This window comes from Gaiella sp., assembly GCF_057140465.1.
Genome location: NZ_DBNHWK010000068.1, coordinates 16,497 through 40,486 on the forward strand (window position 1 = coordinate 16,497; position 23,990 = coordinate 40,486).

The 23,990-nt window shown below is 71.3% G+C and carries 22 protein-coding genes and 1 tRNA gene; 4 read left to right on the forward strand and 19 right to left on the reverse strand.

Features of this window, described 5'->3' with window-relative positions:
- The first annotated feature begins 10 nt into the window (after positions 1-10).
- Positions 11-1,507: a lactate racemase domain-containing protein gene (locus tag AC162C_RS10125; RefSeq protein ID WP_484097439.1), complete on the forward strand. Its 1,497-nt coding sequence runs from the start codon at positions 11-13 to the stop codon at positions 1,505-1,507.
- 32 nt (positions 1,508-1,539) lie between these two features.
- Here AC162C_RS10125 and AC162C_RS10130 read toward each other — a convergent pair whose 3' ends face one another.
- From AC162C_RS10130 to AC162C_RS10155, 6 genes are all read right to left on the reverse strand, one after another.
- Positions 1,540-2,280, reverse strand: coding sequence for an ABC transporter ATP-binding protein (locus AC162C_RS10130; protein ID WP_484097440.1), 741 nt, complete (start codon positions 2,278-2,280; stop codon positions 1,540-1,542).
- Positions 2,277-3,062, reverse strand: a complete 786-nt coding sequence (locus AC162C_RS10135) for an ABC transporter ATP-binding protein (RefSeq protein WP_484097441.1) — start codon at positions 3,060-3,062, stop codon at positions 2,277-2,279. Before AC162C_RS10135 ends, AC162C_RS10130 begins: the two co-directional genes overlap by 4 nt.
- Positions 3,062-4,264, reverse strand: a complete 1,203-nt coding sequence (locus AC162C_RS10140) for a branched-chain amino acid ABC transporter permease (protein WP_484097442.1) — start codon at positions 4,262-4,264, stop codon at positions 3,062-3,064. The genes AC162C_RS10135 and AC162C_RS10140 overlap by 1 nt, the downstream gene beginning before the upstream one ends.
- Entirely contained in the window at positions 4,261-5,304 is a 1,044-nt protein-coding gene (locus AC162C_RS10145; protein ID WP_484097443.1) for a branched-chain amino acid ABC transporter permease, read from the reverse strand. The genes AC162C_RS10140 and AC162C_RS10145 overlap by 4 nt, the downstream gene beginning before the upstream one ends.
- A gap of 78 nt (positions 5,305-5,382) precedes the next feature.
- Positions 5,383-6,726 carry a branched-chain amino acid ABC transporter substrate-binding protein gene (locus tag AC162C_RS10150; protein ID WP_484097444.1) on the reverse strand — a complete coding sequence of 448 codons (1,344 nt, stop codon included), beginning with the start codon at positions 6,724-6,726 and terminating at the stop codon, positions 5,383-5,385.
- A gap of 445 nt (positions 6,727-7,171) precedes the next feature.
- Positions 7,172-7,255 (reverse strand) — tRNA-Leu (locus AC162C_RS10155).
- A 34-nt stretch (positions 7,256-7,289) separates the two neighbouring features.
- Between AC162C_RS10155 and AC162C_RS10160 the strand changes: the two genes are divergently transcribed.
- Genes AC162C_RS10160 through AC162C_RS10170 form a run of 3 tightly spaced genes read left to right on the forward strand, consistent with a single transcriptional unit; the run spans position 7,290 to position 10,349 of the window.
- Positions 7,290-8,438: a 6-phosphofructokinase gene (locus AC162C_RS10160; RefSeq protein ID WP_484097445.1), complete on the forward strand. Its 1,149-nt coding sequence runs from the start codon at positions 7,290-7,292 to the stop codon at positions 8,436-8,438.
- Between the two features lie 44 nt (positions 8,439-8,482).
- Positions 8,483-9,508, forward strand: a complete 1,026-nt coding sequence (locus AC162C_RS10165; RefSeq protein ID WP_484097446.1) for a 6-phosphofructokinase — start codon at positions 8,483-8,485, stop codon at positions 9,506-9,508.
- Between the two features lies 1 nt (position 9,509).
- A complete protein-coding gene (locus AC162C_RS10170) occupies positions 9,510-10,349 on the forward strand; it encodes a Cof-type HAD-IIB family hydrolase (RefSeq protein WP_462973311.1) in 840 nt (279 codons plus the stop codon).
- Here AC162C_RS10170 and AC162C_RS10175 read toward each other — a convergent pair.
- The 13 genes from AC162C_RS10175 to AC162C_RS10235 all read right to left on the reverse strand — a co-directional run bounded on the left by AC162C_RS10175 (position 10,306) and on the right by AC162C_RS10235 (position 23,868).
- On the reverse strand, positions 10,306-11,952 hold the full coding sequence (locus tag AC162C_RS10175) for a spermidine synthase (protein WP_484097447.1): 1,647 nt from the start codon (positions 11,950-11,952) through the stop codon (positions 10,306-10,308). The genes AC162C_RS10170 and AC162C_RS10175 overlap by 44 nt on opposite strands.
- A 241-nt stretch (positions 11,953-12,193) precedes the next feature.
- Positions 12,194-12,775: a beta/alpha barrel domain-containing protein gene (locus tag AC162C_RS10180; protein WP_484097448.1), complete on the reverse strand. Its 582-nt coding sequence runs from the start codon at positions 12,773-12,775 to the stop codon at positions 12,194-12,196.
- Positions 12,776-13,134: 359 nt separating this feature from the next.
- Positions 13,135-13,932, reverse strand: a complete 798-nt coding sequence (locus tag AC162C_RS10185) for an aldehyde dehydrogenase family protein (protein ID WP_484097470.1) — start codon at positions 13,930-13,932, stop codon at positions 13,135-13,137.
- Positions 13,929-15,407: an aldehyde dehydrogenase family protein gene (locus AC162C_RS10190; protein WP_484097449.1), complete on the reverse strand. Its 1,479-nt coding sequence runs from the start codon at positions 15,405-15,407 to the stop codon at positions 13,929-13,931. The genes AC162C_RS10185 and AC162C_RS10190 overlap by 4 nt, the downstream gene beginning before the upstream one ends.
- Complete coding sequence (gene deoC / locus AC162C_RS10195; protein ID WP_462973307.1) at positions 15,408-16,346, reverse strand: deoxyribose-phosphate aldolase; 939 nt, start codon at positions 16,344-16,346, stop codon at positions 15,408-15,410.
- 49 nt (positions 16,347-16,395) lie between these two features.
- The gene (locus AC162C_RS10200) at positions 16,396-19,401 is read right to left on the reverse strand and encodes an ABC transporter permease (protein WP_484097450.1); all 3,006 of its coding nucleotides are present in this window, start codon (positions 19,399-19,401) and stop codon (positions 16,396-16,398) included.
- Positions 19,402-19,404: 3 nt separating this feature from the next.
- Entirely contained in the window at positions 19,405-19,716 is a 312-nt protein-coding gene (locus AC162C_RS10205) for a hypothetical protein (RefSeq protein WP_462973303.1), read from the reverse strand.
- Positions 19,691-20,410: an ABC transporter ATP-binding protein gene (locus AC162C_RS10210; protein WP_484097451.1), complete on the reverse strand. Its 720-nt coding sequence runs from the start codon at positions 20,408-20,410 to the stop codon at positions 19,691-19,693. The genes AC162C_RS10205 and AC162C_RS10210 overlap by 26 nt, the downstream gene beginning before the upstream one ends.
- 159 nt (positions 20,411-20,569) lie before the next feature.
- Positions 20,570-21,430, reverse strand: coding sequence for a GTPase Era (gene era, locus AC162C_RS10215; RefSeq protein WP_484097452.1), 861 nt, complete (start codon positions 21,428-21,430; stop codon positions 20,570-20,572).
- Positions 21,427-21,810: a cytidine deaminase gene (cdd, locus tag AC162C_RS10220; RefSeq protein WP_462973300.1), complete on the reverse strand. Its 384-nt coding sequence runs from the start codon at positions 21,808-21,810 to the stop codon at positions 21,427-21,429. The genes era and cdd overlap by 4 nt, the downstream gene beginning before the upstream one ends.
- The gene (locus AC162C_RS10225) at positions 21,807-22,529 is read right to left on the reverse strand and encodes a diacylglycerol kinase (protein ID WP_462973299.1); all 723 of its coding nucleotides are present in this window, start codon (positions 22,527-22,529) and stop codon (positions 21,807-21,809) included. Before AC162C_RS10225 ends, cdd begins: the two co-directional genes overlap by 4 nt.
- Positions 22,526-22,903: an rRNA maturation RNase YbeY gene (gene ybeY / locus AC162C_RS10230; RefSeq protein ID WP_484097453.1), complete on the reverse strand. Its 378-nt coding sequence runs from the start codon at positions 22,901-22,903 to the stop codon at positions 22,526-22,528. The genes AC162C_RS10225 and ybeY overlap by 4 nt, the downstream gene beginning before the upstream one ends.
- A gap of 5 nt (positions 22,904-22,908) precedes the next feature.
- Positions 22,909-23,868, reverse strand: a complete 960-nt coding sequence (locus AC162C_RS10235; RefSeq protein WP_484097454.1) for a PhoH family protein — start codon at positions 23,866-23,868, stop codon at positions 22,909-22,911.
- Between the last annotated feature and the right edge of the window lie 122 nt (positions 23,869-23,990).

The window sequence follows — 23,990 nt, forward strand, 5'->3', positions numbered from 1 at the left end:
CGACGGCACCGTGACCCGGATCCCGATCCTGTCCGGCTCCAGCGTCCAGGCGATCGACGTGCCCGACGGCACGAGGACGCTCTCCGCCCCCCCGCCCCTCGAGGCGATCGGAGACGTCGCGGCCGCGGTGCGCGACGCCGTGCACTTCCCGCTCGAGGGGCCGTCACTCGACGAGGTGGCCGAACGGCGCGGCCGGGTGACGATCGTCGTCGAGCCGCCGGTCCTCCCCCTGCCCGGTGTCCCGGACGATCCGCGTCGCGACGCCGTCGCGGCCGTCGTCGACGACCTGCGACGGCTCGGGGTGCCCTCGGAGCGACAGACGATCCTCGCCGCGGGCGGCCTTGGTCGACGAGCGGGACGCCGCGAGCTCGAGGCGCTCCTGCGCCCGGATCGGGCCCGCGCGTTCCACGGCGACGTCGTCGTCCACGACTGCGAGGACGAGGCGCTGGTCCCGGTCGGCGACACGTCGGCCGGCCCGTTGCGCGTCGCACGCGCCCTCGTCGAGACCGATCTCGTGGTGCTCGTGACCGCGGCCGAGACGGTGCTCCACGGCGGGCCCGCCGCGCTCCTCGGCGCCTGCGGGGCGGAGACGGCGCGACTCGCCACGCGCGGCGAGTCGCTGCTCGAGCCGAGCCGCTCCGAGGGCTGGCGCCTCGCGCGGGAGACGCTCGCGGCCCTCGGCGCACGGGTGCCCGTGATCGGCGTCTCGCTCGTGCTCGACCACCCCCGCCCCACCGGACGCTGGCGCGGCTGGCCGCACGACCCCGACACGCGCCGCCGGCTGGCGCGATCGCACCTCCGTCGTGTTCACAACGGTGCGCCGACGGGAGTCCGCCGCCGTCTCCTGCAGCACCTCGGCCGAGAGCTCGAGGTCGTCGGCGTGCAGGCGGGGCCGCCTGCGACCGCGCACGTCGAGGCGCTGCTGCGCGGGGTCGCGGTGCGATCCGCGACGCTCTCGTCCCCCGTCGAGACGCTCGTCGTCCCGGTGCCCTGGAAGTCGGCGACCGTCCCCCGGGACGCAGTGCACCCGCTCGCGGCGACGGTGATCGGGCTCGGGATCGCGGCCCGCCTGTGGCGGAATCGCCCGCCGCTCGTGGAGGGCGGGGCGGTCGTCCTCGTCCACAGCTTCCGCACGGCGTTCGCCCGCCCCTCGACACGACCGCACCGGGTCGTCTACGAGACGCTCCGGGCCGGCGGGCCCGCCGCGCTCGTCGAGGCGGAGCGCGAGGTCGCGGCCGACCCGGTCGCGCTCGCCGAGTACCGGTCCGGCAGGGCGCCGCATCCACTGCTGCCGTTCGCCGAGTGGGATGCAGGAGCAGCGACCCGTGCGCGGGCCGGCCGGATCATCGTCGGCGGGTGCCGGGACGCCGCCGCCGCCCGCACGCTCGGGTTCATCCCGAGCCACAACATCGACACCGCACTGGACATGGCGCGAGGTGTCACCGGCGGCGACACGATGGCCGTGCTCGTCGCCCCGCCCTATCCCCCACTCGTCGTCGGCGGGTAGCGCGGACGGCGAAGACGGGCCGCGGCCCGTCGCTATTCGAGCCCGAGGTACGCCTTCTGCACGCGCTCGTTGGTCTTCAGCTCGGCCGCGGGGCCCTGGAGCGCGATCCTGCCGGTCTCCATCACGTATGCACGGTGGGCCGTGTCGAGCGCCATCAGGGCGTTCTGCTCGACGAGCAGCACGGGCGTCCCTCCGGCATTGATCTCGCGCACGATCTCGAAGATCTTCTCCACGAAGATCGGCGCCAGCCCCATCGACGGCTCGTCCAGCAGGAGCAGCTTCGGCCGCGCCATCAGCGCCCGTCCGATCGCGCACATCTGCTGCTCACCGCCGGACATCGTCCCTGCCTTCTGGTGACGCCGCTCGTGCAGCCGCGGGAAGAGCTCGAACACCCGGTCCATGTCCTCCTTGAAGTGCTCGCGGTCGGTGCGCTGGAACGCCCCCATCTCGAGGTTCTCGGTGACCGACATGCGCGGGAAGAGACGGCGCCCCTCGGGGCTCTGGGCGATCCCGCCCTGCACGATCGAGTGCGGCGTCGCCGTCGTGATGTCCCGCCCCTCGAACCGGATCGCGCCCTGCCGCGGATGGTTGAGGCCGTTGATCGCCCGCAGTGTCGTCGACTTGCCGGCGCCGTTCGCGCCGATCAGCGTCACGATCTCGCTGGCGCCGACCCGGAGCGACACCCCCTTGAGCGCGTGGATCGCGCCGTAGTAGACGTGGATGTCCTCGACGTCGAGGACGGGCTCCGTCGACCGCGCGCCGGTCTCGCTCACGCCGTCGCCGCCTTCCCGAGGTACGCCTCGATCACGCGCTCGTCGCGCTGCACCTCGGCCGGGGTGCCCTCGGCGATCTTCGCGCCGTACTCGAGCACGGTGACGCGCTCCGACACGCCCATCACGACCTTCATGTCGTGCTCGATCAGGAGCACCGTGAGCCCGCGGTCGTCGCGGACGCGCGAGACGAACGCCGTGAACTCCGCCGTCTCCTGGGGGTTCATGCCCGCCGTCGGCTCGTCGAGCAGGAGCAGCTTCGGGTCGGTGGCGAGAGCCCGCGCCACCTCCAGGCGGCGCTGGTCGCCGTAGGGCAGGGAGCTCGCGAGCTCCTCGTGCCGCCGCGGCAGCCCGCAGTAGACGAGCAGCTCCTGGGCGCGGTCCAACGCCTCCGCCTCCTCGCGCTTCACCCGGCGGGTGCCGAGGATCGATCCGAAGATCCCGCCCTTCAGCCGGCAGTGCATGCCGACCATCACGTTCTCGATCGCCGTCATCTGGTGGAAGAGGCGGATGTTCTGGAAGGTGCGACCGATGCCGAGCTCGACGATCGCGTGCGGCGGCTTCCGGACGACCTCGGTGCCGTCGAAGACGATCGAGCCGGAGGTCGGCACGTACACGCCCGTGATCTGGTTGAAGAAGGTCGTCTTCCCGGCGCCGTTCGGGCCGATCAGGGACACGATCGACCCGCGCGGGATCGTGAAGTCGATGTCGTCGGTGGCGACGAGCCCGCCGAACTCCTTGCGCACCTTGGTCGCAACGAGGAGGTTGTCGGAGGTGATCGCCATCAGTCGTCGGTGGGGTCGCGGTCGGTGAGGGAGCCCTCGTGCTGCACGTCGTAGAACGGCGTGTCGTGGACGCCTTCCTCCATCTCGATCTTGTGCCGCCGCTCCGGGATCAGGCCGGTGGGCCGGAAGAGCATCATCGCGACGATGATCACGCCGTAGATGCCGAACTGGTACTTCGTGGGATCGAAGTCGAGGCCGGCCTCCTGCACCTTCGAGCCGATCGTGGCGAGCCCCTCGATGTTCAGGTAGCCGAGGATCATCCCGCCGAGCAGCACGCCCCAGATCGAGCCCATCCCGCCGAGGATCACCATGCAGAGCAGGAAGATCGAGAAGTTGAAGAAGAAGTCCGCGGGGAACGCGCCTGCCTTGAAGCTCGCGTAGAACGCGCCCGCGACACCGCCGAAGAAGGCGCCGATCGCATACGACCACGTCTTCGTGCGCATCAGCGGGACGCCCATCGCCCCTGCCGCCGTCTCGTCCTCCCGGATCGCGATCCACGCCCGGCCGAGGCGGGAGTCGCGCAGGCGGACACAGCAGAAGACGGTGAAGAGGAGCAGGGCGACGCCGGTCCAGTAGTAGAGGTCGGCGGTGTTCCGCTCGGTGCGGAACACGAAGCCGCCGATGCCAAGCGAGTCGATCGGGCTGATCCCGTACGTGCCGTTCGTGAGGTCGAAACCGCCGATCGAGTCCGCGTTCCGGACGAACTGCGGGACGATCTCGCCGAAGCCGAGCGTGACGATCGCGAGGTAGTCGCCGCGGAGCCGCAGCGTCGGCAGGCCGATCGCGATGCCGACGATCGTCGTGAACACGCCGGCCGCGATCATCACGAGCCACATCGAGATGTGGATCCCCGGGAGCGCGTCGTCGACCGTGCTCCCGAGGTGGAACGAGACGTCCTCGAACTGCACCGAGGCGAGCCAGCCCGCCATGTAGGCGCCCGCGGCGTAGAAGGCGACGTACCCGAGGTCGAGCAGCCCGGCGTAGCCGACGACGACGTTGAGCCCGAGCGCCATCATCGTCACGACGAGCATCACCACCATCGACCCCGTGGCCGGCACGAAGTCGCCGATCAGCGGCAGGTCCTGCAGCCCGTCCACGATCCACGGGTAGACGATCGCGAGCACGATCAGCACGCCCGCGATCACCGCGCTCCGCCGGTGCGCGGGCGCAAGTCTCCCGGCGAGCGACTGCGCGGTGCTCATGCCCCCTCCGGCGTGCGCTCACCGAGGATGCCCTGCGGGCGGAAGACGAGGATCAGGATCAGGATCCCGAAGACCATCGTCCGCGTCCAGTCGCTGCCCGGAGTCCCGTCGAGGCCCTCGTTCAGCGCCTGCACGAGACCGATCAGGACCGCGCCGAGCACCGCGCCCGGGATGTTCCCGATCCCGCCGAGCACCGCCGAGGTGAACGCGATCAGACCGAGCTCGAAGCCGGTGTCGTAGCGCATGTTGAACTGCAGCAGGTAGACGAGCCCGGCGACCGCGGCGAGGCCGCCGGCGAGCATGAACGTCACGGAGATCGTCCGGTTGACGTCGATGCCGAGCATCGCCGACGCGTCGGTGTCCTGGGAGACGGCGCGCATCGCCTTGCCCTGCCGCGTCGAGCGGACGAACCACGTGAGCAGGGCCAGCACCGGGATCACGATCATGAAGACCGCGAGCTTGTTCCACTGGATGACGACGTCGCCGATCGTGATCGCCGCCGTGCGCGGGATGAAGTTCGGCACGGACTCGAAGTCGACGCCGTACAGGGCGAGCGAGACGTTCTGGATGATGAACGACACGCCGACGGCCGTGATCAGCGGCGCCAGCCGTGGCGCACGGCGGAGCGGCTTGTAGGCGATCCGCTCGATCGTCGCGTTCACCACCGAGAACCCGGGCACGGTGATCGCGAGCGTGGCGATGAGCCCGAGGATGACCAACAGGGCACCCGTGTCCGCGTCCATGCCGAGGACGGAGAGGATGATCGTGCTGGCGACGAGGCCGGAGAGCGCGAACACGTCGCCGTGCGCGAAGTTGATCAGCTGCAGGATCCCGTAGACGAGCGTGTAGCCGATCGCGACGACGCCGTAGATGGCGCCGTTCGTGAGCCCGATGATCGAGACGTTGATGAACCGTGTCGGGTCATCGACGAACTTGAAGACCGCCCAGCCGATCGCGAGCACGAGGAGAGCGACCCCGATAGCGTCGATGATGCTCGCCTGCCGGACGCGTTGCAGCGTCGCTGTCGCAGCAGTCGCCATTGGGGACGTGACTCTAGACGGGAAACGGCGGGAGGGCAACGCCCTCCCGCCGTTTCGTCGGGTCCTTCGGATACCCGCCTATGCGCCTGCGGCCTGCACCGTCTCCGGGTCGGGCGAGAACGAGTCCTCGGTCGTCAGGGTGTCCGTGGCCACGTACATCGTGAAGCCGACCACTGCTCCCGAGGCGTCCTGCGGGTCGCCGTTCTCGTTGAACGAGAACGAGCCGAGCAGGCCGTCCGTGACCTCGGTCGCGAACATCTGCTCGATCACGCTCGTGCGCGTCCCGTCGGAGTTGGCGATCGCATCCATCAGGATCTGCGCGGCCTGGCCGCCGTAGATCGCGTACGGGTCGATCTCCTTCCCGGCGAGCTCGCCGGCGAGGAGCGAGTCGACGAAGTCGAGGGCGGCGCCCTTGAACTCGTCGATCGGCACGCCCGCCACCGACATGAACATGCCGGCGGACGCGGGGCCCGTCTCGTCGATCGTCGCCTGGGCCGTGAAGCCGTCCGGCGCGTACAGCTTGACGTCGCCGTCGTTCGGGCCGAGCACGGCGACCTTGTCCTTGATCAGCTGGGCGCCGTTCTCGTCGATCAGGCCGCCGAGGAAGACGCCGTCCGCCCCGGTGCCCTGGATCTTCTTCATCAGCGCCTCGTAGCTCGACGCCTTCGGATCCCAGGCGTCGAAGCCGACGACCTCGATGCCGACGTGCTCGAGCGCCTTCCTCGTCGTGGTCGCCACGCCGAGGCCGTACGCCTCCTTGTCGTTCAGCACGTACATCTTGGTCGTGCCCTGCTCCTTCGCGAACTCCGCGAGGAACGCGCCCTGGTAGTCGTCCGAGGGGGCGACGCGCGTGTAGTTGCGCGAGCCCGCCGGGTAGTACTTGTCCGGCTCGGTCGAGTCACATCCGCCCGGGATGTTCACCGTGAGGCACGTGTACGTGTTCGCCGGGGAGATCATCGCGATCCCGCCGTCCGGCGCCTGGTTCAGCACCGGGATGATGATCGCCGCGCAGCCGGAGTTGAAGGTGCCGATGACGCCGATCACCTTGTCGTTCGCGGCGTAGGCGTTCGCGTTCTGGTTGCACTTCCCGGAGTCCCACTTGCCCGCCTGGGCGGTGGCGTCGTCACACGACTGGTAGCCGATCTTGTAGTCGCCGGCCTTCCAGTCGGCATCCGTCAGCACCTGGCGGATCGCCGCGATCATCTGCTCCGTCTGCGTGCGCGACGACCCCTGCAGCGGGAAGTCGGACGCAATGATGTAGTCCGGGTTGCCGTCACCCTCGTACTCGATCGCCGTACAGGACGACGACGGCAGCGCCTCAGGGGCCTCTCCCCCACCGTCGCCGCCGCAACCGGCCGCCACCAGCGCGAGCGCAACGACGATCAGCCCGATGAGGAACATGCTCTTCCTCTTGACCGTCAAGACCTTCCTCCTCGTTCGACGTGACCAGCCGCTTGCCGCTCGAGCCCGACGACCCGTACGCCCACGGCCCCGCTCTTGCGTGGCAGGAGAGTCTAGGGGATTTTCGGGCGCAGAACCACTGGACGACGCACGGTCTCGTCGACACGAGCCGTGACCGGGGCGACCGCCCACCCACGCGCCGACCGGTCGCGGCGCACCGGACCCAGGCGTGCACCGCCGCACCGCACGATGTGCCGGAGGTCGGGCTCGAACCCACACGTCCCGAGGGACACGGGATCTCGAGTCCCTCGCGTCTCACCGTGGGGGAACCCCCGGTTCCCCCACCTCACCGCCGCCCCGCCACCAACCGACACAGGCCTCCCGGCCGGCCAAGCCGACCTCCGGCCACACCACCCACTACCCGCCCACTACCCGCCCAGCCCCCACGGGCGACCACACCCACCGATGCCGGAGGTGGGGCTCGAACCCACACGTCCCGAGGGACACGGGATTTTGAGTCCCGCGCGTCTGCCAGTTCCGCCACTCCGGCCCGGGAGGATCGTAGCCCGCGTTAGGCTGCGGGCGTGCGGATCGGGATCCTCACCGGCGGCGGCGACGTGCCCGGGCTCAACCCGTGCATCAAGGCGGTCGTGAACCGCGTCGCGGCGAACGGCGCCGAGGTCGTGGGGCTGCGACGCGGCTGGGCGGCGCTCGTCGGACACGATCCCGACGACCCGGCCTCGGCCGCACAGTGGTTTACGCCGCTCGATCGCGCCGCGGTGCGGACGATCGACCGGAGCGGCGGGACGATGCTCCACACGTCACGCACGAACCCGGCGAAGGCGAAGGTGGCGACACTCCCGCCGCACCTCGCGCACATCGTGGCGGACGGCAACACGGTCGACGTCACCGCGCACGCGCTCCGTGTGCTCGAGAGCGAGAGGATCGACGCCCTGATCCCGATCGGCGGCGACGACACGCTGTCGTACGCGCTGCGGCTGCACCAGGAGGGCATCCCCGTGGTCGCGATCCCGAAGACGATGGACAACGACGTGCACGGCACCGACTACTGCGTGGGGTTCTCGACCGCCGTCACGCGCGGCGTCCAGTTCATCCACAACCTCCGCACGAGCGCGGGATCGCACGAGCGGATCGCCGTGATCGAGCTCTTCGGCCGCTACAGCGGGGAGACGTCGCTCGTCACCGCGTACCTCGCCGGCGTCGACCGGGCGGTGATCTCGGAGGTGCCCTGCGACGTGGATCGCCTGGCCGAGCTCGTTCTCGCCGACAAGCGGTCGAATCCCTCGTGCTACGCGATGGTGACCGTCTCCGAGGGGGCGACGCTCGAGGGCGGCGACCTCGTGCTCTCGGGCGAGGCGGATGCGTTCGGGCACCGCAAGCTTGGCGGTGTCGGCGCGCACCTCGGCGAGCTGCTCAAGGAGCGCACGGGCGAGGACATCATCTACCAGCAGCTCGCGTACCTGATGCGATCCGGGAGCCCCGACTCGCTCGACCTGATGGTCGGCACGAACTACGCCGTGATGGCGGCGGACCTCGCGCTCGAAGGGGCCCACGGGCGGATGGTCGCGCTGCGCAGCGGCACGTATACCAGCGTCCCGATCTCGGTCACGGGGGAGGGCGTGAAGCGCGTCGACGTGGACGAGCTGTACGACGCCGAGGAGTACGTCCCGAAGGTGCGCCACGTCGCCGGCAAGCCGATGTTCCTGTACTGACGCGGGCTGCGCCGGCACCCGCGCGTCCCGCCTACGATGGCGACGTGAGCGCGGTCGGGATCCTCACCGCGGGCGGTGACTGCCCAGGGCTGAACGCCGTGATCCGCGGCGTCGTCGCCCGCGCGATCGAGCGGCACGACACCGAGGTCGTCGGCGTCGCGGACGGCTGGCTCGGATTGATGGAGGGACGTACCCGGAGGCTCGACCGCGACGACGTGCGGGGGATCCTCCAGCGCGGCGGGACGATCCTCGGCACGTCCCGCTTCGACCCGTACGTCCACAGTGACGGGTTCGCGAGCGTGCGTCGGACGGTCGAGGCGAACGCGATCGGCGCGCTCGTCGTCGTCGGCGGCGACGGCTCGCTGCGCACCGCGCTGCGACTCTCCGACGAGGGGCTCCCGATCGTCGGCGTGCCGAAGACGATCGACAACGACATCGCCGGGACTGACGTCACGTTCGGCTTCCACACGGCAGTGCAGATCGCGACGGATGCGATCGACCGCCTGACGACGACCGCGGAGGCGCACAACCGCGTGATGGTCGTCGAGGTGATGGGCCGGTCGAAGGGGTGGATCGCGACCTACGCCGGGATTGCCGGCGGCGCCGACGCGATCCTCGTCCCCGAGGAGCCGTACGACCTCGAGCAGGTCGCGGACATCATCCGGGCTCGCCACCGGCGCGGGCACCGCTACTCCGTCGTCGTCGTCGCCGAGGGGGTGGCGCCGCCCCCCGGAAGCGGGTGGACGGCCGGGACCGACGCCCTCGGCTTCGAGCGGCTGGGTGGCGTCTCGGCGGCGGTCGCCGCGGGCCTCGAGACGCTGACCGGCTTCGAGTCGCGCGTCACGGTGCTCGGCCACCTGCAGCGCGGAGGCACGCCGTCCGCGTTCGACCGCGTGCTCGCGACACGCCTCGGCGTGCGGGCGGCGGACGCCGTGGCCACCGGGGACGTCGGGACGATGGTGGCCGTCAGGGGCGAGGAGATCGTCACGGTTCCGCTCGCCGACGCGTGCTCCGAGATCCGTGGCGTCCCCCCGGGGCTCCTCGACGTCGCGCGCACGTTCTACGGCTGACGTGGGCGAGATCGGCTTCGTCGCGCTCGACCTCGACGGGACGCTGCTCCGCAGCGACCTCACCGTCTCCGACCGGTCACGAGCCGCGATCACGGCCGCCCGATCCGCGGGGATCACGGTCGCGGCGGTCACGGCGCGCTCGCCGAGGAGCGTCCGCCAGATCGCGCGCGACGCGGGCCTGGCCGGAACGGCGATCTGCGCGAACGGGGCGACGCTCTTCGACCTCGACACCGAGCGGATCGAGAGGCACCGCCCGTTGCCCCGCGCCGTCGCGCAACGGCTCGTCGCGGGCATGCGGGAGCTCGTCCCGGGCGTCGTCTTCGGGTGGGAGTACGAGCTCCGCTTCGGGAGCGAGCCCGCGTACGAGGCGTTGCGCGACGACTCGTGGTGGCCGCGCCCGGACGACTCGTACCCGCCGATCGACCCACTCGCGTGGGATCGTCCGATGACGAAGCTGCTCGCGCGCCTCCCGGGCGCAGACCTCGACGAGGTGCTGGTGACCGCCCGGGGCCTCGCCGGCGGCGACGCCGAGGCGACGTTGACGGGCACCGCGTTCGTCGAGTTCATGGCGGTGGGCGTCTCGAAGGAGGCGGCGCTCGTGGAGCTGACCGCGGCACGCGGCGTCGCGCCTGACGCCGTCGCCGCCTTCGGCGACCACGTCACCGACGTCGGGATGCTCCGCTGGGCGGGGCTCGGGGTCGCACCCGCGAACGCCCACCCCGACGCGCTCGAGGCGGCGGACGAGGTGACGGCGTCGAACGACGACGACGGTGTCGCCGTCGTCCTCGAGCGTCTCGTCAGTCGAGCAGAAGGGCGTCGGTCGGGGCGTACCCGTCCGTGAGCACGGGCACACCGTCGGGATCGAGCGGCTCGGGCCACCGATCCTCGATCGCCGCCGTGAGATCCGGCGCGGTCGGTGCGCGCTCCCTGACGCTCGCCCACGAGCGTGCGAGCTCCGCCGTCCCCGGGTCGTCGCGATCGGTGGCGACGAGGATCACGTTGCGGATGCTCTCCGGATCCCGGTCGTACTCGCCCTCGTAGACCGGGTGCAGCTGCACCGTACGGAACACCGACGCGTACGTCTTCGCGACCGACCGCAGGAGCCGGGACGACTCGCCCGTGAGCGCGCCGATCACGTTGACGACGATCACGCCGCCGGGTGCGAGGCGGGAGCGCGCCAGCTCGACGAACTCGGCGGTCGTCATGTGGAACGGAATCGAGTCCGAGTAGAAGGCGTCGATCGCGATCACGTCCCACGTCTGCTCGTCGCGCCGCAGGAAGCGCCGACCGTCCTCGACGGAGACCTGGAGCCGGTCGTCGCGCGGCAGCGCGAACCACGCGTACGCGGTCTGCACGACGTCCGGGTCGAGCTCGACGGCGTGGAGCGTGAGCGACGGGAAGTCACGGTACGCCCGCTTGGGAGCAGAGCCGCCGCCCAGCCCGATGAAGAGCACGCGCGACGCGTCGGGCTGGTACGCGATCCCGAGGTCGAGGTAGTCGGTGTAGACGAACCGGGTCCTGTACGGGTCGTCGAGGTACATGCCGCTCTGGAACGAGCTGTCGAAGCGCAGGTACCGCGACTCCTCGTCGTCGACGACGAGGAGCCGGTGGTACTGCGTCTCGCGCGCCTCGCGCACCGTGAACCCGGAGGCGAGGGTGGCGACGTCGGCCGGGTCGAGCTTGCGCGGCGTCCGCTCCTCGCGTTGCCGGTAGAGCGGCGAGTAGTTCTGGACGTCCTCCGCGGTCAGGGTGCCGCCCTGCTCGGGCGCGAGGGAGAGGACGACCGCGACCGAGGCGGCCGCAGCGGCCGCGGAGGCAACGGCGGCGAGGCGGAGGCCGTTTGCCACCGAGACGACGCCGGCTGCCACGAGCAGGACGACGGCACCCGACGCGATCACCTGGTCGGTGCCGAGCTCCGGGACGAGCCAGAACGCGGTCACGAACGTGCCGACGATGCTCCCGATCGTCGAGATCGCGAACAGCCGACCGGCGATCGTGCCGAGGCGCTCGAGCGAGTGCGCGGCGAGGCGCACCGCGATCGGCGTCGCCGCGGCGAGGACGACGGACATCGGCCCGAAGAGCATCGTCGCCGCGACGAGCGGGTCGGCGCGAGGGCCGAGATCCCAGTCGACCACGAGCTCGATCACGAACCGGTCGACGTACGGGATCAGCATCACGAGGCCGGCGCCGAGCGAGAGGGTGCCGACGAGGAGGTACGGCGTCGGCAGCCGGTCGGCGAGCGCGCCACCCACCCAGTAGCCGGCGGCGAGACCCGAGAGCACGACCCCGATCAGCGCTCCCCACACGAAGATCGAGCTGCCGAAGGCGGGCGCGAGCACACGGCTGGCGGTGATCTCGAGGCCGAGAAGGACACCGCCTGAGAGAAAGACGGCGATCCCGAGCGCGACTGCCGCGCGCCGGTCGTGGTTCGGCGTCGACCCCATTGCCGACAGGCTACCCAGGGTGGGCCCGCAGCCAGCGGCCACGAGCCGGCCACGCCCGGGCGGAACGGGGACACGCGGCGTGGGCTCCGGTGACGCCTCCCGCGACAACGGCCCCCACGATCCCGTCGCACCCGGCGCCGGGTGACGGCGCGCTGATGACGTTCAGCCCGCGTCGGCGGCGCGCGTGCGCCGCATCGCACCGCGCCGTCCGTGGCCCTGTCGAGCCTACGGCAGGCGGCGCTCAGACGTCAGGCGGGCCCTCGGTGACGAGCGCGCGCACGTCCGTGTCGCTCACGAGGACGGCGTCGACACCGGCTCGCTCGAGCTCCTGGACGTCGTCGTGAAGTGCGCCTGCGAGCTCGGCGATCGCCAGCTTGCCGGCGGGCACGTCCGGGAGGAGCGCGAGCAGTCGGTCGAGCGGCGCCTCGTCGTCGTCGGCACCCTCGGCGACGTGCAGGACGATCTCGGGGTCGACGAGCTCGAGCGCGCGCTGGAGCTCGCCCTCGTCACCGACGCGCACGACGCACTCGAGCCCGAGCGCGGCAGCCTGGTGGACGAGCTCGCCGAGCAGGTCGTCGTCACCGTCCACGCCGAGCACGACGGCGTCGGCGCCGATCTCCGCTGCATCCCGCGCCGAGGGCCCGTAGACGAGCACCGGGACGTCCGGCCGATCCGCGAGACCGTCGGCGAGCCCCCGGAGGACGACGCCGGTGGCTCCGTGCTCGGCAGCAGCACGGGCGGCCTCGCCGTCCCGCACTTCGACGAGGACGGAGATCCGCTCCCCTTCCGAGATCGCCTGGCTCAGGTGTCGCGAGCCGCTCACGGCGCTGATCGTACTCATCCGGGACGCCCGCGGCTCGCCGCGCGAGCGATGCCCGCGGCCGAGGGTGACCCGACCGCAACGACCGACGCCTCGCCGCCTCGGGCCCCGGCGTCGGCGGGAACGTCGGAGGGACGATCCGACCCGGCACCCGAGGCCGCACTCCTCTCGGACGGCGCACGACGCCCGCGATCGGCACGAAATCGACACTGGTGCGTTGCACATCTCGGCAACGCATCCGAGTAGACTCGGCAGTGGGTGGTGGGATGGGGTGCCCCGATGGCGCGGACGTCCACGAGCAGGCGACTTCCAGGCGGAACACCTCCGTGGCGGGCTCCGCGGGCGAGCCCGCGGTCACCCGCCTAGGCGCCGATCGGGTGCCAGACGGTCTTGAGCTCGAGGAAGCGGGCGATCTCCCACGGGCTCTGCTCCTCGACCTGCCGCACGATGCGCTTGACGTTGTCGGCAGCGGCGCGCTCGAGCTCCGCGGCATCGCCGTCGACACCCGTGAGGTCGATCGCGTTCACATCCATGTGCGCCGCGAGCACCGGCGCCAGCTCGTCCCGATAGCCGGTGAGGACGTTGAGGACGCCGCCCGGGAGATCGCTCGTCGCGCAGCACTCGGCGAGCTCGACGGCGGCCAGCGGGTGCGCCTGCGAGGCAACCGCGACGACGGTGTTGCCGCCGACGACGGCGGGAAGGACACGCGACACGATGCCGTCGAGCGGCGGCTCCTCCGGGGCGATCACGGCGACGACGCCCGTCGGCTCGGGGATCGTGAAGTTGAAGTAGGGGCCGGCGACGGGGTTCGTCCCGCCCAGCACCTGCGGGAGCTTGTCGGCCCACCCCGCGTACCAGACGACGCGGTCGACGGCGTCCTCCACCTCGGCCGTCCCGGAGCAGACGGCCGCGAGGTCGGCGGCGCGAGCCTCCATCATCTCGGCGAGCCGGTACAGCACCTGGCCGCGGTTGTAGGCGGTGGCACCCGACCATCCGGCGAACGCACCGCGCGCGGCGCGGACGGCGTCACGGACGTCCTTGCGCGACGCGCGGGCGACGTTCTGGCCGTCCGCCTCGTACGACCGCCCGGACTCCGAGCGCGGGAACGCACCGCCCACGTAGAGCTTGTACGTCTTCCTGACGGGGAGCCTCGCCATCAGTCGAACCGCAGGTAGGGCTCCAGCCCGTGGCGACCGCCTTCGCGGCCGAAGCCGGACTCCTTGTAGCCGCCGAACGGCGACGCCGGATCGAAGCGGTTGAAGGTGTTGGCCCAGACGACGCCGGCGCGCAGGCGCTCCGCCATCCACAGGATCCGGGAGCCCTTCTCCGTCCAGACCCCCGCCGACAGCCCGTACGCGGTGTTGTTCGCCTTCTCGACCGCCTCCTCCGGCGTACGGAACGTGAGCACGCTGAGCACGGGGCCGAAGATCTCCTCCTGCGCGATCCGGTAGCTCTGCGCGACATTGGTGAAGACCGTCGGCCGGAACCAGAACCCGCGCTCCGGCAGCGCGCACGAGGGCTGGAAGATCTCGGCGCCCTCCTCCTCCCCGCTCGCGACGAGCTCGGCGATCTTCTCGAGCTGCTCGCGCGAGTTGATCGCCCCGACGTCCGTGTTCTTGTCGAGCGGGTCGCCGACCCGGAGCGTCTCCATGCGCCGCTTGAGCTTCACGATCAGCTGCTCGTAGATCGACTCCTGCACGAGTAGCCGCGAGCCTGCGCAGCAGACCTCACCCTGGTTGAAGTAGATGCCGTTGATGATCCCCTCGACCGCCTGGTCGAGGGCGGCGTCGTCGAAGACGATGTTCGCCGCCTTGCCGCCGAGCTCGAGGGTCAGCCGCTTCGACGTCCCGGCGATCGCACGCTGGATCTCCTTGCCGACCTCGGTCGAGCCGGTGAAGGCGATCTTGTCGACGCCCGGATGCCGCACGAGCTCCGCGCCCGTCTGCCCGTCACCGGTGACGATGTTGACGACACCCGGCGGCACCTCGGCCTGCCGGCAGACCTCCGTGAAGAGGAGCGCGGTCAGCGGCGTCGTGTGCGACGGCTTGAGGACGACCGTGTTGCCGCAGGCGAGGGCGGGGGCGATCTTCCACGCGAGCATCAGGAGCGGGAAGTTCCACGGGATGATCTGGCCGGCGACGCCGACGGGGCGGGGCCGCCGGTTGGGGAACGCGTACTCGAGCTTGTCGGCCCAGCCGGCGTAGTAGAAGAAGTGGGCCGCCGAGATCGGGAGGTCGACGTCCCGCGACTCCTTGATCGGCTTGCCGCTGTTCAACGACTCGGCGACGGCGAACTCGCGCGAGCGCTCGAGCAGGATGCGCGCGATCCGGAACAGGTACTTCGCACGCTCGGCCGGGCGCAGTGCCGACCAGCCGTTCTCGAACGCCTCCCGTGCCGCCTGCACGGCGACGTCCACGTCCTCGGCACGCGCCGTCGCCACCTCTGCGAGGTGCTCCTCGTTCGCGGGGGAGATCGTCGCGTACCACTCCCCGGAGCGCGGCTCGACGTGCTCGCCGCCGATGTAGAGGCCGTAGCGCGTCTCGAACGAGACGATGTCCCGTGCCTCCGGCGCGGGCGCGTAGTCCCACGCCAGGGGGGCAGGGACGCCCGACTCCCTCTTCGCGACGTCGCTCATTCAGTCAATGGTGAAGTAGTCGCCGGACTGGTAGGCGCCGGTCTTCTGCTTGCGGATCTGCAGGAGCAGGTCGTTGAGCAGCGAGGAGGCGCCGAACCGGAAGAGGTCGGGCGTCAGCCACGCGACGCCGAGGGTCTCGTGGAGCACGCAGAGGTACTGGATCGCCTGCTTCGCGACGCGGATGCCGCCGGCCGGCTTCATCCCCACCATTCGCCCCGTCTCGTCGTGGACGTCGCGGATCGCCTCGAGCATGCAGAGCGTGACCGGGAGCGTCGCCGCGGGCGACACCTTCCCGGTCGAGGTCTTGATGAAGTCGGCGCCCGCGGCCATCGCGAGCAGCGAGGCCCGCCGGACGTTGTCGTACGTCCCGAGCTCCCCCGTCTCGAGGATCACCTTCAGGTGCGCGTCGCCGCAGGTCTCCTTGACGCGAACGATCTCGTCGTAGACCTTGCCGTAGCGGCCGGAGAGGAAGGCGCCGCGGTCGATCACCATGTCGACCTCGTCCGCGCCGAACGCCACGGCGTCGCGGACGTCCGCGAGCTTGACGTCGAGCGGTGACTGTCCCGCGGGGAACGCCGTCGCGACCGCCGCCACCTTCACCGTCGTCCCCTGCAGACGCTGCCGCGCGGTGGGGACGAGGTTCGGGTAGACGCACACGGCCGCCACCGACGGCACGCTCCGATCGACGGGGTCGGGCCGCACGGCCTTCGAGCAGAGGGCGGCCACCTTGCCCGGCGTGTCCGCGCCCTCGAGCGTCGTGAGGTCGATCATGCGCACCGCGAGGTCGAGGGCGAAGAGCTTCGCCTCGCGCTTGATCGAGCGCTTCGCGAGCTCGGCGGCGCGGGCCTCGAGCGCGACGGCGTCGACGGAGCCGACGCGCGGGATCCGCGGCTCGAGCGGCAACTCGAAGCCGCCGGGCAATGCCGGTGCCTGCGCCATCGCCTGAGTGTAACCCTGCGCATGCACCGTTCCGGCGGCGCGCGATCGGCTACTGGTAGCGCAGCGCCTCGGACGGCCGGATGCGGGATGCGCGTATGGCAGGAGCGAGGGTGGCGAGCATGGCGACCGCGTAGACGACGAGGTAGACGACGAGGAGGTTCCACCAGGGCACGACGAGCCTGAGGTTCTCCCAGCTCGGCTGACGGCGCGAGTCGTCGACGATGTCCCAGGCGAGCACGAGCCCGAGCAGCGTGCCGACGACGATCGCCGTGAGGGCGACGAACGACGACTCGAGCAGGAAGGCCGCCTGGACCATGCGCCGGCGGAAGCCGATCGCCCGCAGGATCCCGATCTGCTGCCGCCGCTCGGCCACCGAGCGGGCGCTGATCACCCCGAGGGCCGCGACGCCGACGACGAGCCCGAGACCGATGAATCCCTGGATCACGCGGTTGAACGTGCGGTTGAGGCCGACCGCGTCGTCGACGACCTCCTGCATCGTCTGCGCCTCGAAGCCGTTGGCGAGGAACGCCGACTCGAGCGACGCCGCCGCCGCGGCCGGATCGACGCCGGGCGCGGTGGCGAGGTAGTGGATCGTCGGCTCGGCACGACCCGGGAAGGCCGTCGCCAGCGTCTCCTGCGACGTCGAGAGCCCGATCATCTCGAACGGGGCGACGTCCTTGAGCACGCCGATCACCGTCAGTTGGACGTGGGCGCCGGTCTGCCGGTCGACGACGTCTACGGGGATCGGGTCGAAGACGCCGTCCTCGAAGTAGAAGCCCGTCAGCGTGAAGTCCGGGAACACGCCGAAGCCGAACTGGTCGCGCCGCGGGACGACGAGGGCGTCCACGACCGCGAGCCCGGGGGTCTCCGCGATCGCCGCCCACACCGCGCGCGAGGAGTCGTAGCCGCGCGCGATCGCCCCGAGCCCGAACGTCGTATGGTCGAGGAACGCCCGGTCGAGGCCGCGCACCGGATAGGGCTCTCGCGCCCGGCCCGTGTCGACCTGCACCGCGTCGAGCGAGAGGACGGACTGGCTGCCGACGGCCGTGAAGTCGGACGCGCGGACGCCCGGTGTCGAGCGGAGCGCCATCCCGATGTCCGCGATCGGGGCCGAGCCGGAGGTGCCCCCGCGGACGTCGTAGCCGCCGCCGAACTCCTCGACGTCGTCGAACGCCGCCGTGAACGACTCGGTGGACGCAGTGCCGGTGACCAGCGTGAACACGACGAGCGTGAACATCGCGAGGGTGGCGCCCGTCCGGAAGCGCGCCTTGAGCGGATAGGCCATCGCCATGCGCAGCACGGGGGCCAGGACGCGGATGCGGCCGGCGACGCGCATCACCAGCCCGAGCACGACGTCGGCGTTGTAGACGATCACCCAGACCGTGCCGACGACGATCATCAGGCCCGCGACGATCCAGGTGGAGAAGTCCATCGACATCTCCCCGAAGACCGCCTCCCACGCCCGCCACGGCAGCATCAGCAGGACGACGACCGTGAGCCCGCACACGGTGAAGGCGATCCGCTCCGGCACGCCCGCGAGCCGCAGCAGCGGCACGAGGCTGACGACGACGAGCGAGACTCCCAGCATCAGCGGCGTCGCGCTCTCCGACGAGGCGCCCAAGAGTGCGAGCGCCGCCCCGAACGCGAGCCCGAGCAGTGAGGCCGCGAGCCGGCGGCGGCGCTTCGGCGTCCGCGGCTCGGGGAGCCCCCGGATCGCCGTCGAGATCGTCATCGTGCTCACGCGCCAGGCCGAGAAGGCGACGACGGCGAGCGTGAGCAGGAGCCCGATCGCGAAGGCGATGATCAGGCTCCGGGGCGAGACCGCGAACTGGATCTGCAGGCCCTCGTCGGCGTCCGCCGAACCGAAGGCGCCCGCCAGCACGAGCACCATCACGAGGGCGACCACGGCGCCGAGCAGCGCACCGACGACCGCTGCGGCGAGGTCGTAGGCGGCGCCCTCGAAGGTGAACATCTCGACGAGGTGGTTGCGCCTGGTGCCGATCGCGCGGGCGATGCCGAGCTCGCCCCGTCGCTCGGCGGCGAGCATCACGAAGATGAGGAAGATGAGCAGGATCCCCGCGGCGATCGAGAACGTGCCGAAGGTCGTGAAGAACCCGACGAACGCGGCCCCGGCCTCGTCCGCGGCCTCGATCGCGTCCTGCTTGAGCGTCTGCACCTCGAGGCCGAGCTCGGCGGTCACCGGCACGAGGGCCGCGACCACCTCGTCGGAGAGCGCCGCCCCGCCGAACGCGTCGCCCGTGTTGGACACGAGCACGGCCCGGATCTCGCCGGGATGGCCGTACAGGCGCTGCGCCGTGCCGAGCGAGACGAGCAGCGCCGCGTCCGCCGTCCCGGCCCCGTCGAAGCGGACGACGTCGCGCACCTTGGCGTCGTGCCCCTGCGCGCCGGTGTAGACGACGACACGGTCGCCCGGGCCGACGAGCAGCTGGCTCGCCGCCTTGCGGTTCAGGTAGACCTCGCCGGGCCGGAGGTCGCCGAGCGACAACGTGTCGCCGTCGGAGCCCGTGATCGGCGAGAAGCCCTCCATCCGTGCCGGGTCGGCTGCGAAGAGGACGACGCTCGGCTCGCTCTGCCGCTGCACCGGTGCCTGGACCGCGACCTGCTCGACGATCGCGCCGTTGACCCCGTCGGCGAGCCCGGTGTCCGCGAGCGCCTGCTCGACCTGGTCGACGGCGCTCTCGTCGATCCACCCCGTCCCGGTGGCCGCCCCGAGCGCACCGGGAATGTCCTCCGTCGCCCCCTTCGGCGCGACGGTCTCGTCGGTCGTGCCGAGCGTGTCGACGGCGGAGGCGCGGATCGTGTGGGTCATCGTCTCCCCCGTCGTCAGTGCGGCGGCCATGATCGTCGTCGCCAGCATCAGCCCGACGACGATCAGCGCGCTCCTGCCGCGGCGGCGACCGACGTTCCGCACCGCGAGCCTGAGCAGGATCCGGTTGCGGAGGGCGAGCACGGCGACGATCCCGAGCGAGACGACGAGCGCCACGCCGAGGATCACGAGCAGCGTGTCGACCGGGATGCCGAAGAGCTCGTTCATCGCCTAGTGCGCGATCGCCTCCGGGAGCTCGGCCAGCAGGACCTCGTACTGCTCACGGCCGGCGGGCGCCCGGAAGAGCGTGACGAACCGCTCGAGCGCCTCGCTGCCGAAGGCCGCCGCCGCCGCCGCCTCCTCCGCGGTCTCCCAGAACGTGACGATCTCGCCCTTCCCCTCCGGCGTCGCCATCACGACGATGCCCTCGAAGCCGGGGAACTCGCGGAGCGCCGGCAGCACGTGCTCGCCGAAGAGCGCGACGGCGTCGTCGATGGTGAAGCGAACGGTGTCGACCTCAAGCTGCGTGACCCGCGAGTACATGCGGCACCTCCAGTCGCTGCTCCTCGACGACCAGGCCGTCGAGCATCCGGACGATGCGGTCGGTCCGGCGGCCGACGGCGATGTCGTGTGTGACGATGAGGAACGTCAGCCCCTGCTCGACGTTGAGCCTGCGCATGAGCTCGACGATCTCGGCCGCGTTCTCCGAGTCGAGGTCGCCGGTGGGCTCGTCGGCCCAGACGATCGCGGGGTCGTTGACGAGCGAGCGCGCGATCGTGGCACGCTGGCGCTCGCCGCCCGAGAGGGCATCGGGGACGTGGTGCGCCCGATCGGCGAGCCCGACGAGGGCGAGTGCCTCGACGGCCCGCCTGCGGGCGTCGCCCGCCCTCACGCGGCCGACGAGGAGCGGCAGCTCCACGTTCTCGACCGCGGTCAGCACGGGCATCAGGTTGTAGAACTGGAAGACGAACCCCATCCGCCGTGCGCGGTAGTCGGTTCGCTCCCGATCGGACATCTTCGAGAGGGCCGTCCCCTCGATCAGCACCTCGCCGGCGTCGATCGAGTCGAGCCCGGACAGGCAGTTGAGCAGCGTCGTCTTGCCGCAGCCGCTCGGGCCCATGATCGCGACCATCTCTCCTTGCTCGAGCTCGAGATCGATCCCGCGGAGGGCCTGCACCTGGACGACGCCGGTGTCGTAGGCCTTCGCGATCGAGCGCGCCTCGACGATCGGAGCCATTGCGCCTCCTTGAATCGCTTGCTCCAGTCTCCCGCCGTCGCGCGCATGCGGCATCGGTGGGTGCACTCAGCGCGCCTTCGGGGGACTACGGAGGTCGCGCGTCCGGCGACGCGCTGTCGGCGACCGCGGGGCGCACCGGCGCGCTGCTCCGGCGACGGCCTAGAGGCCGAGCCGCTCGAGCTCCCTCGGGTCGCGGCGCCACTTCGGACGCACCTTGACGACGAGGCGGAGGAACACCGGGCGGCCGACGAGCGCCTCGACCTCCGGCCGCGCCCGCGTGCCGATCTCGCGCACCATCGACCCGCGCTTCCCGACGAGGATCCCCTTCTGGGACTCGGTCTCGACGTAGAGCACGGCGTCGACGTCCCGTTCCCCGATCTCCTGGACGACGACGGTGACGGCGTGCGGCACCTCCTCCCGCGTGAGGTGGAGCGCCTGCTCGCGGATCGCCTCCGCGACGCGCTCCTCGAGCGGGAGGTCGGTCGCGGTCTCCCGCGAGAAGTAGGCAGGGCCCTCCGGGAGGAGCGACACGAGGTCGTCACGGAGCTCGCCGATCCCGTCGCGCGTCTTCGCGCTCACCGGATGGAGCGCGTGGAAGTCGCCGAGCGTCGCCGCCGTCTTCATCTGCGACGCGACATGCCCGTGCTTGAGCCGGTCGATCTTGTTCACGACGATGATCACGGGCACGCCGAGTGCGAACACGCGGCGGGCGACGAAGCGGTCGCCCGCCCCGATGCGGTCGCGGGCGCTGACCACGAGCAGCACCGCATCGACGTCCTCCATCGATCCGTCGACGGTCTCCTGCATGCGCTCGGTGAGGGCGTCCATCGGCCGCTGGAACCCGGGCAGGTCGACGAGCACGAGCTGCCAGTCGTCGCCGTTGACGACGCCGTGGATGCGGCGTCGCGTCGTGTTCGGCACCGTCGAGGTGATCGCGACCTTGTCGCCGCAGAGCGCGTTGACGAGCGTCGACTTGCCGACGTTGGGACGGCCGGCGACGGCGACGAAGCCGGACCTCATTCGGGCAGCGACGTCGACTCGAACTGCTCCGGCAACAGCTCGTCGACGGTCATCGTCACCACGCGGCCTCCGTTGCGGAAGACGACGCGCTCGACGGCCATCTCGGCGAGCCACTGACGGCAGCCCCCGCACGGCGACGCGGTGATCGCAGCGACCACGAAGTCCCCCGGCCGGTAGCCCTCGGCGACCGCGCGCGAGAACGCCGCGCGCTCGGCACACACGCCGAGTGGGTACGAGGCGTTCTCGACGTTGACGCCCTCGATCACCCGGCCGTCGCGGGCGAGCACCGCGCAGCCGACGTGGAAGCGCGAGTACGGCGCGTACGCACGCGCCGCCGCGGCGTCGGCGAGGCCCAGCAGGTCGTCGTCGGAGACCGTCATGCGGCGAACAGCTGGTAGACGGCGAGGGTGACGAGCGCCCCGAGCAGGGCCCCGGCCACCACCTCGACCGTGGAGTGCACTCCCGATTCGATCCGCGTCTGTGCCACGAGCAACGCCATGATGAACGTCAGCGCCGAGATCAGGAAGCGGTGCCCCGAGTCGTCGAGGGCCAGCGTCACCGCCATCCAGCCCGCGAAGGCGACGGCCGCGTGCCCCGACGGCCAGCCGCCGCGGAGCGGCGTCCCGCGTCCCGCGATCGCCTTCATCGCGATCACGCCGATCGTGGTCAGGGCGAGCGCGACCAGCGTCAGCTCCTCCGGCGTCTCCGAGAGCCGGTCGAGGAACCGCCCGCTCTCGCGGGCGACGTCGCCGGAGAAGACGAGGTAGCCGATCGCGACCGCGTTCAGGGACGCGATCAGCACGGCGCCCGCCGCGATGTCCTTCGCGAGCTTCGCCAGCGGGTCGAAGGAGGTCGACGCGACGTCGACGGCGGCCTCGACCGCGGAGTTGATCATCTCGGCGATGAGGACGAACGCGATCGCCAGTAGGAGGGCGATCAGCTCGAGCCGCGTGACGTCGAACGAGAGTGCGGCGATCAGCACGCCGGCGGCGATCGCGAAGTGGATCCGCATGTTCCGCTGCGTGCGGAGCACGTGGATGATCCCCTCGAACGCGTAGTTGAAGCTGTCGAGGATCGTGGGGGCGCGCCGCGGCCTCACCCGAGCACCGCCTGCTCGCGCGCCTCCATCGCCTGGCCGTGCTCGTACCCGAGGAGGTGCAGCAGCCCGTGGGCGAGCGCGGCACGCCACTCGTCGCCGACCACCTGCGGGCAGAGGACGACGTCCCCCAGCTGGCGAGGGACGCCGGCGGGGAGCGGCTCGCGGCCGTCGATCGGGAACGAGAGCACGTCCGTCGCCTCGTCGAGGCCGAGGTGCTCGCGCTTGAGGGCGCGGATCTCGTCGGGCTCGACGAACGCGATGCCGAGCTCACCGCCGTCGACGCCCTCGGCCGCGAGCACGCGGCGGGCGAAGGCGACGGCCGCGGTCGCGTCGACCTCGAGCCCGCTGCGGTTGTCGACCTCGACGTCGACCATCGACGTCAGCGGCGCCTGCTGTCGCCGGTCTGCTCGGCGTGCTGCTTGTACGCCTCGACGATCCGCTGGACGAGCTTGTGCCGCACGACGTCCTGGTGGGTGAACTCGACGAACCCGATGCCGTCGACGCCCGCGAGGATCTTGCGTACCTGGATCAGCCCCGATGCCTGCTCCCGGGGGAGGTCGATCTGCGTCACGTCGCCCGTCACGACCATCTTCGAGCCGAAGCCGAGCCGTGTCAGGAACATCTGCATCTGCTCCGGCGTCGTGTTCTGCGCCTCGTCGAGGATCACGAACGAGTCGTTGAGCGTGCGGCCGCGCATGAAGGCGAGCGGCGCCACCTCGATCGTCCCCCGCTCGATGTACGCGTTCAGCCGGTCCGGGTCCATCGTGTCGTAGAGCGCGTCGAAGAGCGGGCGCATGTACGGGTCGACCTTCGCCAGGACGTCGCCGGGGAGGAAGCCGAGCCGCTCGCCGGCCTCGACCGCGGGACGGGTGAGGATGATCCGGCCCACGGCCTTCTCCGAGAGGGCGGCGACGGCGAGCGCGATCGCGAGGTACGTCTTGCCGGTGCCCGCGGGGCCGATCCCGAAGGTCACGGTGCGCGCGCGGATCGCGTCGACGTAGTGCTTCTGGGTCACCGTCTTCGGCGCGATCTTCTTGCCTCGGTGGCGCCAGACGACGTCGTCGAACACCTCGCTGATGTTCTGTGCCTGGTCGAGCGCGGCGAGCACGGCTCCGACCGTGTCCGGGCCGATCTGGTGCCCGCCCTCGACGAGCTCGACGAGCTCGTCGAGCACGGCGCGCGCCTCGGCGACGTGCAACGGGTCGCCGTCGAGCGTGAGCCGGTTGCCGCGCAGCGCGACCACGCACCCGAGACGCTCGCGGAGCGTCTCGAGCACGCCGTCGCCGACGCCGGCCAGCTCCGCGGCGACCTCGTTCGGAACGACGAGCACGTCCTGCATCCGGTCTGAGTGTAGTGGCGGCTCGTGCCGTTCCCCCGCGCGCCGGGCACGGTGGGATCCCCGCCTGCAGCCGCCCGGGAGCGGGGACGCGCGGAACGGCCGAGGCGGCCGTCGCCGACGCC

Coding starts and splice junctions, on each gene's coding strand:
- AC162C_RS10135 (WP_484097441.1), bottom strand. CDS start 3,062: ATGGCGATCACCTCCGACAACCTCCTCGTTGCGACCAAGGTGCGCAAG.
- AC162C_RS10140 (WP_484097442.1), bottom strand. CDS start 4,264: ATGAGCACCGCGCAGTCGCTCGCCGGGAGACTTGCGCCCGCGCACCGG.
- AC162C_RS10145 (WP_484097443.1), bottom strand. CDS start 5,304: ATGGCGACTGCTGCGACAGCGACGCTGCAACGCGTCCGGCAGGCGAGC.
- AC162C_RS10175 (WP_484097447.1), bottom strand. CDS start 11,952: ATGGGGTCGACGCCGAACCACGACCGGCGCGCGGCAGTCGCGCTCGGG.
- AC162C_RS10190 (WP_484097449.1), bottom strand. CDS start 15,407: ATGAGCGACGTCGCGAAGAGGGAGTCGGGCGTCCCTGCCCCCCTGGCG.
- deoC (WP_462973307.1), bottom strand. CDS start 16,346: ATGGCGCAGGCACCGGCATTGCCCGGCGGCTTCGAGTTGCCGCTCGAG.
- AC162C_RS10200 (WP_484097450.1), bottom strand. CDS start 19,401: ATGAACGAGCTCTTCGGCATCCCGGTCGACACGCTGCTCGTGATCCTC.
- AC162C_RS10205 (WP_462973303.1), bottom strand. CDS start 19,716: ATGTACTCGCGGGTCACGCAGCTTGAGGTCGACACCGTTCGCTTCACC.
- AC162C_RS10210 (WP_484097451.1), bottom strand. CDS start 20,410: ATGGCTCCGATCGTCGAGGCGCGCTCGATCGCGAAGGCCTACGACACC.
- era (WP_484097452.1), bottom strand. CDS start 21,430: ATGAGGTCCGGCTTCGTCGCCGTCGCCGGCCGTCCCAACGTCGGCAAG.
- cdd (WP_462973300.1), bottom strand. CDS start 21,810: ATGACGGTCTCCGACGACGACCTGCTGGGCCTCGCCGACGCCGCGGCG.
- ybeY (WP_484097453.1), bottom strand. CDS start 22,903: ATGGTCGACGTCGAGGTCGACAACCGCAGCGGGCTCGAGGTCGACGCG.
- AC162C_RS10235 (WP_484097454.1), bottom strand. CDS start 23,868: ATGCAGGACGTGCTCGTCGTTCCGAACGAGGTCGCCGCGGAGCTGGCC.